Here is a 15098-nt window from a genome sequence, read left to right on the forward strand (position 1 = left end):
CAATGAATAATAGTTTGCAAGAAGATAACCTTACCTATCGTTTTCCGAAAAACTTTTGGTGGGGAAGTGCCGCATCAGGCCCGCAAATGGAAGGTGCAGCGCTGAAGGATGGAAGAAAGCAAAGTATCTGGGATTATTGGTACAGCATGGAACCTGCTTGTTTTCATCATGGGGTTGGCCCGGAACATACATCGGATTTCTATCATCGGTTTAAAGAAGATATACAGCTGATGAAAGAAACGGGCCATAAATCCTTTCGGACCTCGATTCAATGGTCACGTTTGATACCGGATGGAATTGGTGAAGTAAACGGGAAGGCCGTTGCCTTTTACAACCAGGTCATCGACGAATTGATTGCTCATGACATCGAACCATTTATGAATTTATATCATTTCGATATGCCGATGTGCATGCAGGAAAAAGGCGGTTGGGAAAGCCGGGAGGTCATCGACGCCTATGTGAATTATGCGGAGACCTGTTTTCGCTTATTTGGCGACCGTGTGAAATATTGGTTTACCTTTAACGAACCGATCGTCCCAGTTGAGGCCGGGTATTTATATAATTGGCATTATCCAAATATAGTGGATTTCAAACGGGGGGCAACGGTTGCCCACAATACCATTGTGGCCCATGCGAAGGCAGTAGAAGCCTTTAGAAAAATTAATGTGGACGGGAAAATTGGCATTATCCTCAATCTCACCCCATCTTATCCACGGAGCCAGGATGCCGAAGATGTAAAGGCTGCCCATATTTCAGATTTATTCTTTAACCGCAGCTTCCTTGATCCGGTCACAAAAGGGGAGTATCCCCGTGATTTGGTTGATATTTTAAATGAAAGAGACCTGCTTCCAGCCGTGGAGGCCGGTGATTTGGAAGTGATTAGGAATAATCCGATTGATCTATTAGGCGTGAACTACTACCAGCCGCGCCGTGTTAAAGCGAAAGAGAAGCCTGAGCCGGAGAATGCTCCGTTTATGCCGGAACATCTTTTTGATCCTTATATCATGCCAGGCAGGAAAATCAATCCGCACCGTGGTTGGGAAATCTGCGAGGAAGTTATCTATGATATTATGATTGACCTCCGTGACAACTATAGTAATCTGCCATTCTTTATTTCGGAAAATGGAATGGGTGTTGAAGGGGAAGAAAAGTTCCGTCATGAGGAAGGGTTTATTGAGGATGATTATCGGATTGAATTTATTCAGGAACACTTGAAATGGGTGCATAAAGCGCTTGAAGAGGGAGCGAATTGCTTGGGATATCACCTATGGACCTTCATGGATAACTGGTCATGGACGAACGCTTATAAGAACCGATATGGATTAGTGGAAGTAGATTTAAAGAACCATTTAACACGAACGGTTAAAAAATCAGGGAAATGGTATAAACAGTTGTCCGAAAACAATGGTTTTTAAAGGAAGAGGACGAATTTGATTAAAAAGGTGAATCGGATGAAAGCGTACATGGTATTCGATATGGGCGGCACCTATATAAAATATGCTGTTATGGATCAAGAAGGAAAGAAATTAGAAAGTGGGAAGTTTCCGACTCCTTGTGAAGGATTAGAAAGTTTCTTGCAGAAACTTAGCCAAGTAACAAAAGAATATTCGAATTCATTTGAATTGCAAGGCGTTGCTTTAAGTTCACCCGGTGCTGTAAATGTTAAAACGGGGTTTATTGGCGGTGCCAGTGCGATTCCGTATATACATGGAGTTTGTATGACTGACCTCATAAGGGAGCGAACGGGTTTCCCGGTATCAATCGAAAATGATGCCAATTGCGCCGCTTTGGCGGAAGGATGGTTAGGTGCAGCAAAAGGCACGGAATACTATATTTGTATTGTCATAGGAACAGGAATTGGCGGCAGTATCGTCATTAACCAATCGATCTTACGCGGCGCATCTCTCCACGGCGGGGAGTTCGGTTACATGATTATGGGAGCACTGCCTAAAAATCCGCTTGATCAAACCTGGAGCAAGACTGCTTCGACCCATGCTTTAGTGGAGGAGGTTGCCAGGAGTAAGTCACTGGCAAAAGGAACGTTGAACGGTGAAGAAGTATTTCTTCTTGCCGATAAAGGTGATACGATTGCCAAGGAGAGTATTGCAGAATTTTATAAACGGCTCGCCATCGGAATTTATAATTTAAAATATGCCTTGGACCCACAAAAGATCCTCATTGGCGGCGGCATTAGCAAGCGGCAGGAAGTGATTGACGGGATCAATCGTGAATTGAAGAGGTTAAGGGACGACATTTCAACGTTGCGAATAGAAGTGCAAGCCTGTCAATTTGATAATGATGCAAACCTAATCGGAGCATTGTTTCATTTCCTGAAGGGCTCAGGCCAGTTAAATGAATAATAGATTAGGAGGAACTGCGAATGCTTGGTGGAATTGAAGCTGGCGGGACAAAATTTGTTTGTGCCGTTGGAGACGAAAAGGGAACGATTGTGGACCGAATTCAAATCCCTACCACTACCCCGGATGAAACGATTCCGAAGGTCATTGAATTTTTTAAAAAATACCCGATCGAAGCGATTGGAATTGGGTCGTTTGGCCCGATTGATGTTAACCCGGAAAGTCCCACATACGGGCACATCACGTCTACCCCAAAACCAGGATGGAAGGATTATCCGTTTGTGCAAACGTTTGAGGATGAATTTGGGGTTCCCATCGGATTTAATACGGATGTGAATGCCGCCGCGTTAGGCGAGGCGACTTTTGGTGCAGCCAAAGGGATGGATAGCTGCTTGTATATAACGGTTGGAACAGGAATTGGAGCAGGAGCGCTCGTCCAGGGGCAGATGCTTCAAGGGCATTCTCATCCAGAAATGGGGCATATTTTGGTTAGGCGTCATCCGGAGGATCTATATCAGGGGCGGTGCCCGTACCACGGAGATTGTCTGGAAGGATTGGCGGCCGGCCCTGCCATTGAAGGGCGCTGGGGGCAAAAAGGAATTGAGTTAGTGGAAAGAAATGAAGTATGGGAATTAGAAGGCTACTATATCGCCCAGGCACTGATGCAATATATTTTGATTCTTTCGCCGAAAAAGATTATCCTGGGCGGCGGCGTTATGAACCAGAAACAGGTATTCCCTTCGATCTACCAGCATTTGAAGGAGTTTCTCCGTGATTATGTTTCATTGCCGGAGCTGTCAGAATATATTGTAAGCCCTGGTTTAGGCAATGATGCCGGGATTACAGGGGCGCTTTTGCTGGCCCATCAGACATTGACTGAGAGCCATAAATAATACTAATAGAAGAAACGTGCCACGTCTAAGGGTGGTACGTTTTTTTGTGGGCAAAAGACTTTATTTTAACCAATGAATCTATGGTTTTACCAATAGGATGGAGGGAATCGTACTGCTAAAATAATGGAAAGGCTTACATAGGTGCCGGTTTATGGCACTAACGGAGGTGGAGTTTATCAAAAATTTTGACAACCTAATTTAACGATTTTCGAAATATTTCTAACTTAAATCTATATAAATGTAAGGGATGTAAATTTTCAGGTTACATAAGGAGGAAAAAATGTTTGTTTTTAAAAAGTTAAAGTCGTTTTATCTTCCTTTTAAAAAGGATTTTATCTGGTCGTTGCTCTTTATGCTGCTTGTCGCTGCGATTACCGTCATCTATCCGGTCATTTTGCAGGTAACCATTGATGATGTCGTGCTTGGGCGGAAATATGACTGGGTGCCGTGGATTGCCTTGGGATTTATCGTGATCATGGGGGTAAAAGCCTTCTCTACTTTCATTCAGCATTATTTGGCAGATATGTTCGGCATTAAATCCGTGTACCTGCTCCGAAATGCTCTATATGAAAAGCTGCAGCGGCTATCCTTCAGCTATTACGATAACGCAAAGACAGGGGATCTAATGTCCCGTTTGACCGCGGATGTGGAAGGTTTTCGTTTTTTTGTATCCTTCGGCTTTAGCGAGGTCCTTCGCTTTGTCATTGTCGTGGGGACCAGTCTTTGTGTGATGTTCTATTATTCCGTTTCCCTGACTTTGGTCACGATGATGTCACTGCCTTTTTTAAGTGTGGTGGTTTATAAGTTCGATAGAGCCGTCCATCCGGCGTTCCGCGGGATTCGCGAATCGTTCGGCCGCTTAAATACCATGGTGCAGGAAAATATTAACGGGATCCATACGGTTAAAGCCCTGTCAAAAGAAAAGGAGGAAACGAAGCGCTTTAACTCCTCCAATCAGGAATACAGGACCAAGCAGCTTGCTACGTCGGTGGTATGGTCAAAATATTTTCCGCTGATGGAGCTAATTGGCAATATTTCCGTTGTCGCCTTGCTGGCCTATGGCGGATTTCAAGTAATCAGTGGAGCCTTAAAACCCGGGGAGCTTGTCGCTTTCTACAGTCTTGTTTGGTATATTATTTGGCCGATTATGAACCTGGGATTCACCATCAATATGTTCTCACAGGCAAAAGCTTCCGGCGAAAGACTTCTTGAAGTATTGGAAGCAGATGAAACGATTATGGATGGCGATGACATCAGAAATACCGGCAGAATGGCAGGAAAGGTGAACTTCGATCAGGTCACGTTCCACTATCAATCGGAAGAGGCGGCCGCACTTAAGGAAATCACTTTTTCCGCGCCTCCAGGAACAACCATTGGGCTTATTGGCGCAACAGGTTCTGGAAAAACCAGCATGATTCAGCTTCTGTCCCGTTTTTATGAACCGACGGCAGGTGAAATTCGGATTGATGATCGTCCTATTCAGGAATATGGGTTGAAAATGCTGCGTTCGCAAATTGGCGTTGTCTTACAGGAAACCTTTCTGTTTTCATCCACCATCAAGGCAAATATCGCTTACGGAAGGCCGGATGCGGAGATGGAGGAAATTATCGATGCGGCCAAACGGGCGCAGGCCCATGATTTTATTATGGAGCTGCCTGAAGGATATGACACGAAGCTGGGAGAACGGGGGATGGGGCTCTCCGGGGGGCAAAAACAACGGATTGCGATTGCACGAGCCATCTGTATGAATCCTGCGATTCTCATTTTAGATGATTCCACTAGTGCGGTCGATATGGAAACTGAATTTCATATTCAAAAGGCCCTCCGTGAGGTCATGAAGGGGAGAACGACGTTTATTATTGCCCATCGTATTTCATCGCTTAAGCATGCCGATGAAATTTTGGTGCTGGATCTCGGAAGAATCATCGAACGCGGCACACATGAACAGCTGCTTGCCCATGGCGGGTCGTACCGGCGTATCTACAATATCCAATATCAGGATCAGGCAGCGATTATGCAAAAGGCGGGAGGATAACTGAAACATGGAGGAACAACGAAAGAAACAACTCATCCTCGAGCGGTTTCATTACTCTCAGGATGAAGTGATTGATAAATCGTTTAACTGGCAACAGATGTGGCGCTTGCTGCAATACTTAAAGCCCTATACAAAAAATTTACTGCCCCTTTCGTTTATGACAGTGATCATTTCAACAGCCATCCGTTTAATCATTCCGATTTTAATTGGCGTCTATACCCTTGACAAGGCGATTGTTGAAAAAGATACAACCTTATTGCTCCAGCTGATTTTCATCATTTCAGGGTTGTATGTTTTATCCTATTTTGTCAATTTGCTAAGAATCCGCTGGATGAATAAGCTTGGGCAGAATGTCATTTATGATTTGCGGCAGCATTTGTTTACACATGTACAGTCCTTATCACACAGGTTCTTCGACCAGCGTTCGGGCGGGTCGATTCTTGTGAGGATTATGAATGATATTAATTCCCTGCAGGAGCTGTTTACAAGTGGTGTTATTAATCTATTAACCGATTTTCTCCTATTGCTGTCGGTTATTATTATCTTATTTTCTTTGAATGCAAAATTAACGATTGCGATTATGGTGATTTTGCCGATCATGTTTTTCATCTCCACCAGCCTGCGAAAAAAGATCCGTCTGCAGTGGCAATCGGTTCGGCTCGTCCAGTCGAAGCTCAATTCCCATTTAAATGAAAGCATTCAAGGCATCCGAGTCACGCAGGCCTTTACCCAAGAAAAAGAAAACATTCAATTTTTTAAGGGAGTCAACCAGGAAAACTTTGAAACTTGGAAACAAGCAGTCCATAAAAATGCCATGTTTGGACCGTTTGTCGAGGTCACCAATGCTTTGGGGACGGCCATTCTCATCTGGTACGGGGCTTTTCTTGTTTCGGGAGGTGAAAGTACAATCGGGGAATTTGTCTCCTTTGCCTTTTATTTAGGGATGTTCTGGGAGCCGATTTCGCGTCTTGGTCAGTTGTATAATCAGCTGTTGATTGGAATGGCTTCTTCGGAGCGGATTTTTGAGTTTTTAGATGAAAGGCCGCTTGTGTCGGAGGCCTCCAAACCTATGATTCTCTCTTCTATTAAAGGGCAGATTGATTTTGAGGATGTGGAATTTTCCTATGATGGATCAAGAAAGGCGTTAAACGGTATTTCTATTTCGATAAAAGCGGGAGAGACGGTTGCGCTTGTCGGCCATACGGGCTCCGGGAAGACGACCATTGCTAACTTGGTCAGCCGCTTCTATGATGCTACCTCAGGTGTTGTCAAAATCGATGGCCATCCCATTCACGAATTGTCGATTGCGGGTCTCCGCTCGCAAATAGGCGTGGTCCTGCAGGACACGTTTATCTTTTCAGGAACGATTATGGAAAATATTCGTTTTGGAAATCCAGGAGCCAGTGACGAGGAAGTGATCGCTGCCGCGAAGGTAGTAGGAGCCGATTCGTTTATTAACCAGCTTGCGAATGGCTATCAAACGGAGGTGGAAGAGCGGGGCAATATCTTGTCGGTGGGTGAGCGCCAGCTCCTTTCTTTCGCCAGGGCCCTTCTCGCTGAACCAAAAATTCTCATTTTGGATGAAGCCACCGCAAGTATTGACACGGAATCAGAGGTCAAGATTCAAAAGGCATTAAGAACGTTATTAAAAGGAAGAACAGCAATTATGATTGCCCACAGGTTATCAACAATCCGGGAAGCCGACAACATCTTGGTTCTTGATCACGGGAATATACTGGAGCAGGGAAATCATGAAAATCTCATGGCTAAACAAGGAATTTATTATGAATTAGTGAAAGCCCAATACAAAATGCTTGACCATGGGTGACCATGAGTGGGTCATGGGGACGGTTCTTTTGGCTTTTTCGGGGCCGGGAGAACCGTCCCCGAGCTATCAATTTTACATCATTAGGAGGAGGCTATTTTGCAGCCATTACTATTAAAACCTGTTTTTAAAGAGAGAATTTGGGGCGGAACGGCATTACAAAAGGAATTTGGATATGAAATTTCATCAGAACTAACAGGAGAATGCTGGGCTATTTCCGCTCATCCAAACGGCCCTTCGGTCATTGAAAACGGTCCATATGCCGGCATGACTTTGGACAATCTCTGGAGTGAGCATCCTGAGTTATTTGGAAGTCAAAAGAAAGAGGTATTTCCGCTGCTTACCAAGATCTTGGATGCCAATATGGATTTATCCGTACAGGTTCATCCCGATGATGCCTATGCAAAGGTGAATGAAAACGGTGAGCTTGGAAAGACAGAATGTTGGTATATTATCGACTGCAAAGAAGAGGCGGATATAATCTTTGGACATAACGCCCAATCAAAGGAAGAACTAATCCAGCAAATTAATGAGGGAAAATGGAACGACCTGCTGCGCCGAGTTAAAATCAAGCCGGGTGACTTTTTCTATGTCCCAAGTGGTACGATCCATGCTTTGTGTGAAGGAACTCTCGTATTGGAAACGCAGCAGAGTTCTGACACTACCTATCGGGTTTATGATTTTGATCGCAAGGATGCGGAAGGGAACCTGCGTGATTTGCATTTAGAAAAGGCAATTGAGGTAACGACAGTGCCTCATCAAAATGCAATGATTTCGCCTCGAGTGGAGGAAGTCGAAAATGCCATGGTTACGACTTTTGTGGAGTCCGAATTTTTCTCTGTTTATAAATGGGATATCCATGGGAAGGTATCCTTTTCATTTGATGAGCAATACTTGCTTTTCAGTGTGATTAAGGGCCAGGGATCACTCATCCATAATGGTGAAAAATATGAATTAGGGAAGGGAACCCATTTTATTATTCCTGTTGGGTTTGGGGAGTTTGAGTTGGATGGAGAATGCGAGATAATTGTTTCGCATACTTAATATTTAAAACCAAGGGGGCAGTTCTTGTGCATAATGCATCAAAATAAGGTTCCCTTGGATTTTTGAGATAAAACTCAATCCTTTTTCAATAAGCAAAAGAAATATAAGAGGAGGTTTTCCGGTTAAATGCAGAATGGAGCTCGTTTCGGGGTAAATAAGCGGAGGTTTTCCGCTTATGCATAGCAAAATCCTCCATTTTTAGGTTTTTCGAGCAAATAGGCGGAATCTCTCCGTCTATTTAAGCTTTTTTTAATCGTAATTAATAATTAAGCGGAATTTTTCCGTCTATTTATTAGCTCGGGTGCTTAACTTGATTCCCCAAATCAAAAGAGTGGAGGCTCAGGCCCCCACTTAATAAAGAATAAAGCCCTCCTACAAAAGTGCCTGACACCACCCGCAAATTCATCGACATGATTCGGGGAGTGACAGGCACTGTTCTTAACTGGCTGTATTATTTGTTACTAGGGAATGCAAATGATAGATCACTATTATCGCTTGCTGATAACCAGCGTTCTGAAACTGTTTTGGTCTTTGTATAGAACCGTGCTTGATCTGGGCCAAACATTTGCCCGTCGCCAAATCTTGAGCCCTTAAACCCAGCAAAATTGTGAAAACCTACTGGAATTGGAATTGGTACATTTACACCGACCATTCCTACATCAATTTCAGTCGTGAATTTTCTAGCTGCCAGCCCATTATTGGTATAGATCGTTACACCATTTGCTAATTCTTGCTGATTAATTAATTTTATTGCTTCCTCTAAACTATCAACACGGACAATATTACGAACAGGACCGAAAACTTCTTCTTCATAAATTTTCATTCCTGGTTTCACATGGTCAAGTAACGTTGGTGCAAGGAAGAATCCCTCGCTATTTTTGGTAATCTCTTTATTACGTCCATCACAAACGAGTGTTGCCCCTTCTTCTTCACTGTGATCAATTGCTTTTAGGATACTTTCTTTTGCTTGCGAGGAAATAACTGGGCCGTAATCTGCACCGTCTGTAAAAGCTCCTACTTTTAAGCGATCAACCTTTTCTTTTAAAATTTCTACCAAGCGATCCGCCGTTTCTTGACCGACTGGCATTAAGGTAGAAATGGCCATACACCGCTGTGAAGCCGCTCCGTACCCTGCACTGATGAAAGCATTCGCTACTTGTTCTAAATCAGCATCTGGCATAACAACCATATTATTCTTGCCGCCTCCTAAGGCAACCACACGTTTGCCATATTTAGCGCTCGTTTCATAAATATAGTGTGCTACTGGTGTAGACCCAACGAAGGAAATGGCCTGTACGGCTGGATTTTCAAGTAGTTCATTTACCGCCTCTTTATCACCATTGATGACTGTCCAAATACCATCTGGCAGGCCTGCTTCTTTCCATAATTCACAAATATATAAAGCGGTCATAGGTACACGTTCAGAAGCTTTTAAAATAACCGCATTTCCAACGGCTACTGCCATGCTTGTTTGCGCTAATGGCACCATGATTGGAAAATTGAAGGGAGAGATGGCGGCCACTACACCTAGTGGATATTTAGCTGAATAAGCATTAATTTGTCCGCCCACATTTACGGAATATTCACCCTTCATGAAATGAGGCGCATTAATCGCTAAATCTACTGATTCTAATCCACGAGTAATTTCACCCTGTGCATCTTCTTCGGTTTTCCCGCTTTCGATACAGATTAATTCGATGACTTTATCTTTATTTTGCTTTAGCAAGTTGCGGAAATTCAGGATAACTTCTGCCCGCTTCGCTACGGAGAGATCACGCCATTCGGGAAAGGCGGCTTCTGCTTTTTTTATGGCACCTTTCACTTCATTTGAGGAAGCTAACGGTACTTTCGCAATGATTTCCCCTGTTGCCGGATTAAACACTTCTGAAAAACGGCCGCTTTCACCCTTGATCATTTTTCCATCAATAAAATGTGTAAGTTCTTTCACATCAGTCATGTTTGTCATCTACCCGTTCTCCTTTCGATTTTAAAAGCTTTATAAAGATTCAATTGCTTGAACTAGGTTTGCTAAAATAAAATCTTTTTCCTCTAAAGTAATATTTAATGGTGGAGATAAGGTTAATACGTTGTTATATCCTGCGACGGTTACACCATTTTTTCCAATAATGAGTCCTTGCTCTTTACACTTAGCAATCACTTGATTGACTTTTTCTACAGCTAAAGGATTTTTTGTATCGCGGTCTTCGACGAGTTCGATTCCAATCAGCAATCCTTTTCCGCGAATATCACCAACATGAGGATGTTGTGAAATTCTAGCTTTTAATTCTTCTATTAAAATCGCACCCATTTCGGTAGATTGTTCAAATAAATTTTCTCGTTCCATAATTTCTAGATTTTTTAATGCTACTGCACAAGCCGCCGGAGAGCCTCCAAATGTATTGATATGGCGGAAAAAGTCATAATTTCCGCTTTTCGTAAACTCTTCATAAACTTCTCTCTTTACTGCCGTTGCTGAAAGTGGCATATAAGCGCTGGTCAGTCCCTTTGCCATGGTAATAATGTCTGGCTGGACCCCATAATGTTGATGGCCGAAGGCTTTTCCTGTCCGTCCGAAGCCGCAGATGACTTCATCGACAATTAATAAGGCACCATGCTTCTCACAAACTTCTTTTACACCTTTTAAGTAATCATCTGGAGGCATAATGACCCCGCCACCTGTAATAATCGGCTCCAATATCATCGCCGCAATCGTTTCTGAATGCTCCCATGTCATGATTTCGTCTACTGCTTTAACGGATGGTAAATCGCTGGGATTCTTAAATCCATCCTCATTGGAACGATATTGATCCGGCGCTTTTACATGAATAAATCCTGGTGCTAATGGTTCGTATTTATATTTCCGTTCTGCTTGCCCTGTTGCAGCGAGCGCTCCCATGGAGTTCCCGTGATAGGCGCGATAACGAGAGACAATTTTATAACGGTTGCCTTGACCTTTTTGCTGGTAATACTGCCGAACGATTTTAAATGCTGTTTCATTTGCCTCAGAGCCGCTATTGGAGAAAAATACTACATAATCCCCACCTAATAATTCGCTGATTTTTTCAGCAAGTAAAATCGCCGTTGGATGACCATTTGTTAATGGTGTATAGTTGTTTTCTAGAAGCTGGTCATATGCTGCTTTTGCTATTTCTTCTCTTCCATAACCAACATTTACACACCATAGTCCCGACATGGCATCTAAATAACGATTCCCCTCAATATCTGTCAGCCATGCACCTTCCGCTTTTTGAATGATGGTAGTAGCTTGCGGGTTATACGACTTCATGGAATGCCATAGGTATTTCTCATCTTTCGTGGCTAAATTTTCACCTGTTTGAACATTTTCCATCTGAGTCACTCCTTTACAATTTGTTTCGTCTGTCTTTATTGTGAAGGGTTATGACCCTATAATCATCAGACATAATGTAAAACGTTTTCAAAAGACGTTTCACATATTGACAACTTTTTTTAAAAAGGCAGTGTTAACCTGGAGCGGAAATCAACAGGCACCTTTTACAGAGCCTTCACGAAAAAAAATCCCTCTTTCTTAAGAGAGATTCTCTACATCTGCAGGTTGGAAATCAAATTGAGTAGCGAGCAGCATTAATTCAACAGCAAGCCGTTTTGGCGGAAGCATATAATCATTTCCTATTAAGCTTTCAATTTTAGACAAACGATGATATAAGGTTTGACGAACAATAAATAGCTTTTCAGCTGTCTCATTTTTCTGACAATTATTCTGAAGATAAACCTGTAATGTTGTAATCAAATTCCCATTATTTTTAGCATCGTATTCATAGAGGGGCTCTAAATATCTTTTGGCTAAATCCATAATGGCTTTATTTTTTTGCAGCTGAAGAACTAATTGATGTAAGTACAGATCTTCATAAAAATAAGAAAGATGGGCAGCATTACTTCGGATTAACAGGGTATCCTGTGCCGTTTCGTAACTTTGATTGACTAATTTATATTGTTTTACAATCTGCCCAACAGCCGTAGTGACAGACATATCTATATATTTATGATTCTTTCTAAAGTCCTTGATTTTTTCAATGCATTCGATAATCCGGTGTTTTAGATCATGTCCATAAATATCTGCAATAATATAAATCAGCCGTTGTTTTTCTTCTAATAGAAATAAAACGAATCCTTTTTTCTCAAAAACATTCCGGGAGTATAACTTGTAATAATTTAAATCATTTTCTTTTTTGGATTTCTTTATCTGATCGATTAATACAAAGTAGGAGCAATTTAACAAATGGTGAAAACTCTGTTCCTTTAAGAAGGAAGTGATCACAGAATCTTCAACTGTTCCGCCTAACCAAGCTTCTAATAACATTCGAGAGTGCATATTTTGTTTCTCTTCTATATATAAACTGCGTAATAAATATTGTGATAGGGCAATAACCGTTCGATCCAATACTAACAATTCAAACTCATTGATCGTACGATCCTCTGTGAAAATACATACTTCTCCATAACGTTCTTCTAATATATTTACTTCACATTTGGCAAAATGCTTTGAATTCCCCTTTGTTTCATAATTATCTCTTAAGTTCTCATATATATGGTGTTTCTCATTTGGTATAAACATTGGTTGCTGACCGTTTATGATAAAGGCAACGTTCATGTTTAAAAATCTATTAAGTCTCATTAAAATATGTTCATAATGAGTGATTTTCAAGGTTAATTTGTTGATTTCTTGAGAATAATTCTCCAACCGTTTGATCATTTCATACTGTTGATTAATTAATTCACTATGTATTTCTTGTGTTATTTCAATAAAGGGAACGACTTCGCTAAACACAAGAATGGGGAAGAGATGTAAATTAGCCAGCTCGATTACATGATGAGGTACGGAATGAATATGTTCACCAAATTCAATACATAATCCGGCTGCTTCTTTTTCTATCAGTTGTTTTACAAAATTGAATAGAGTCTTTTCCTCAATGAGTTGAATTCCAGTTGTTAAAATTAATTCGTTGCCCTTTATTAAACTAGTAATCTCTTTTGATTCTAGTATATGAACCCACTTGATTGTATTGGAAACCCCGCCATGACCTGCTATCATTTCCACGTTTTGAAAATGTTTTTTATCAAATAAATCTTGAACTGTTAGCGAATAAGACATTTTAAACCTCCCCTAAAAAAGAGCGCTTACAAAGAATAATATAACATAATGTAAAACAGTTAAGAAAACTTCTTTACATTATGTTCATACCTAGCGGCTAAAAAGCTATGTTATATTTATTTTTGTTATAATCTAAAAATTCAGATAAAGGAGTGACCCAATGAATCAGACAGCTCTATTAAACGGTGAAGTCATTTCAGTGAATAATAGAAACGAAGTCTTTGAAGCATGTTTAATTGAAGACAACAAAATTGCAGCAGTAGGAACAACAGAAGAAATTAAAAAGCGCATTTCCTCTACAACAAAAGTCATTGATTTGCATGGGAGATCTGTTTTACCAGGTCTGATTGATGCTCATATGCATCTTTTTTTATACGGCAATACATTAATGCACCTCAACTGTAAAGAACCCTCGATTCACTCGATTCAAGAGCTATTAGAAAAATTAGCACTTATTGTTCAAAAGGCGAAAAATGGACAAGTTATCCGCGTATTTGGATTCAATGAGTTAATGGTAGAAGAACAACGTTATCCCACCATCCAGGAACTTGATCAACTAACAGAAGAACACCCAATCGTCATTACCCGTACCTGTGGGCATATCGGTATTGTGAATTCAGCTGCTTTAAAGTTAGCCGATATTGATGCCGCCACTCCTGATCCTCCAGGCGGAACCATTGAAAAAGACAACAACGGCAAATTTACAGGCCGCCTTATCGAGAATGCCTTTTTACAATTTAATCAAAATGTGACTTATAGTGATGAAGAATTGTTTGAGGCGCTGACAAAAGCGCAAGAACAATTATTCTCTCATGGAATTACAAGTGTCCATGATGCAGGAGGATTTGACGAAAACACCTTTAGAATCATGCAAAAGGCTTCAAATAAAAAGCAACTAAAAGTCAGAACTTATGCCATGATTGCTAGTCTAAACGATTGCGAAAACTTTACGAAAAACATGTTAAAGGCTGGTGTCATGACCCATACGGGCAATGACTTTTTCAAAATTGGCCCTGCCAAACTATTTACGGATGGCAGCAGTACAGGACCGACCATCGCTACGCGTGAGCCTTACACAAGTGATGGGGACAATTACGGTTACTTGATGTATACAGAAGATGAACTGTATTCCATCTTTTCCGAAGCACATAAAAATGACTATCAAATTACCGTACATGCCCAAGGAGATAAGGCGATTGAGCAATATTTGGGCGTGATTGAACGTTTATTACAAGAACATCCGCGTGAGAATCATCGCCATCGTGTCGAGCATTTAGGGATATGTCCGCCTGACTTGCAAGAAAAAGCTAGGGCACTAAATGTCATTCCGATTCTCAATCCATCCTTCCCATATGAATTTGGGGAAAGTTACATTCGCAATTATGGTGAACGCACGGATTATATGTATGCAGCGAAGGACTTAGTGGACCAAGGCATCATCACCGCCGCTGGCTCAGATGCACCGATAACAACCGTTAACCCATTCGTGGGCATATACACGGCCGTTGCTCGATTAACCCGACAAGGTACAGCTTTTGGACAGCAACAAAAAGTGTCTCTCATGAATGCCATTCGCATGTATACGTATAACGCAGCCTATGCAAGCTTTGATGAAAAGAGTAAAGGCAGCATTGAAGCAGGTAAATTGGCAGATTTAGTGATATTAGATACTTCTCTATTGAACAGTCCTATCGAAAAAATAACCGACATTAAAGTGGATGCAACGATGCTAGATGGTGAAATTGTTTATGAAAGGCTGTTTTCGTAAAATTTGTTGTTTTCCCTTAACTTATCTATTAAAAATTCATAAAAA

General features: G+C 41.5%; 10 protein-coding genes. 7 read left to right on the forward strand and 3 right to left on the reverse strand.

Going from position 1 to position 15098, the window contains the following annotated elements; translation table 11 throughout:
* Positions 1-2 precede the first annotated feature (2 nt).
* The 6 genes from BR30_RS0110875 (at position 3) to manA (ending at position 8154) form a co-directional block, all read left to right on the forward strand.
* On the forward strand, positions 3-1415 hold the full coding sequence (locus BR30_RS0110875; RefSeq protein WP_026565047.1) for a glycoside hydrolase family 1 protein: 1413 nt from the start codon (positions 3-5) through the stop codon (positions 1413-1415).
* Positions 1416-1451: 36 nt separating this feature from the next.
* Positions 1452-2360, forward strand: coding sequence for an ROK family protein (locus tag BR30_RS0110880; protein WP_026565048.1), 909 nt, complete (start codon positions 1452-1454; stop codon positions 2358-2360).
* Between the two features lie 20 nt (positions 2361-2380).
* Positions 2381-3250 carry an ROK family protein gene (locus tag BR30_RS0110885; protein ID WP_026565049.1) on the forward strand — a complete coding sequence of 290 codons (870 nt, stop codon included), beginning with the start codon at positions 2381-2383 and terminating at the stop codon, positions 3248-3250.
* A gap of 280 nt (positions 3251-3530) precedes the next feature.
* The gene (locus tag BR30_RS0110890; protein ID WP_026565050.1) at positions 3531-5285 is read left to right on the forward strand and encodes an ABC transporter ATP-binding protein; all 1755 of its coding nucleotides are present in this window, start codon (positions 3531-3533) and stop codon (positions 5283-5285) included.
* A 7-nt stretch (positions 5286-5292) separates the two neighbouring features.
* Positions 5293-7113 (forward strand): ABC transporter ATP-binding protein, encoded by a 1821-nt coding sequence (locus BR30_RS0110895; RefSeq protein ID WP_026565051.1) that lies wholly within the window; start codon positions 5293-5295, stop codon positions 7111-7113.
* A gap of 93 nt (positions 7114-7206) precedes the next feature.
* On the forward strand, positions 7207-8154 hold the full coding sequence (gene manA, locus BR30_RS0110900; protein ID WP_026565052.1) for a mannose-6-phosphate isomerase, class I: 948 nt from the start codon (positions 7207-7209) through the stop codon (positions 8152-8154).
* Between the two features lie 451 nt (positions 8155-8605).
* On the opposite strand, the gene BR30_RS0110910 is transcribed toward manA, so the two are convergent.
* The 3 genes from BR30_RS0110910 to BR30_RS0110920 all read right to left on the reverse strand — a co-directional run bounded on the left by BR30_RS0110910 (position 8606) and on the right by BR30_RS0110920 (position 13285).
* Positions 8606-10120, reverse strand: a complete 1515-nt coding sequence (locus BR30_RS0110910) for a CoA-acylating methylmalonate-semialdehyde dehydrogenase (protein WP_026565054.1) — start codon at positions 10118-10120, stop codon at positions 8606-8608.
* A gap of 30 nt (positions 10121-10150) precedes the next feature.
* Positions 10151-11503: an aspartate aminotransferase family protein gene (locus BR30_RS0110915; protein ID WP_026565055.1), complete on the reverse strand. Its 1353-nt coding sequence runs from the start codon at positions 11501-11503 to the stop codon at positions 10151-10153.
* Positions 11504-11701: 198 nt separating this feature from the next.
* Entirely contained in the window at positions 11702-13285 is a 1584-nt protein-coding gene (locus BR30_RS0110920; RefSeq protein WP_026565056.1) for a PucR family transcriptional regulator, read from the reverse strand.
* 160 nt (positions 13286-13445) lie between these two features.
* Between BR30_RS0110920 and BR30_RS0110925 the strand changes: the two genes are divergently transcribed.
* Positions 13446-15053, forward strand: a complete 1608-nt coding sequence (locus BR30_RS0110925; RefSeq protein ID WP_026565057.1) for an amidohydrolase — start codon at positions 13446-13448, stop codon at positions 15051-15053.
* Positions 15054-15098: the final 45 nt, after the last annotated feature.

This window comes from Bacillus sp. UNC41MFS5 (genome assembly GCF_000686805.1).

Coding starts and splice junctions, on each gene's coding strand:
- BR30_RS0110915 (WP_026565055.1), bottom strand. CDS start 11,503: ATGGAAAATGTTCAAACAGGTGAAAATTTAGCCACGAAAGATGAGAAA.
- BR30_RS0110885 (WP_026565049.1), top strand. CDS start 2,381: ATGCTTGGTGGAATTGAAGCTGGCGGGACAAAATTTGTTTGTGCCGTT.
- BR30_RS0110895 (WP_026565051.1), top strand. CDS start 5,293: ATGGAGGAACAACGAAAGAAACAACTCATCCTCGAGCGGTTTCATTAC.
- BR30_RS0110910 (WP_026565054.1), bottom strand. CDS start 10,120: ATGACAAACATGACTGATGTGAAAGAACTTACACATTTTATTGATGGA.
- BR30_RS0110925 (WP_026565057.1), top strand. CDS start 13,446: ATGAATCAGACAGCTCTATTAAACGGTGAAGTCATTTCAGTGAATAAT.
- BR30_RS0110920 (WP_026565056.1), bottom strand. CDS start 13,285: ATGTCTTATTCGCTAACAGTTCAAGATTTATTTGATAAAAAACATTTT.
- BR30_RS0110880 (WP_026565048.1), top strand. CDS start 1,452: ATGAAAGCGTACATGGTATTCGATATGGGCGGCACCTATATAAAATAT.
- BR30_RS0110890 (WP_026565050.1), top strand. CDS start 3,531: ATGTTTGTTTTTAAAAAGTTAAAGTCGTTTTATCTTCCTTTTAAAAAG.
- BR30_RS0110875 (WP_026565047.1), top strand. CDS start 3: ATGAATAATAGTTTGCAAGAAGATAACCTTACCTATCGTTTTCCGAAA.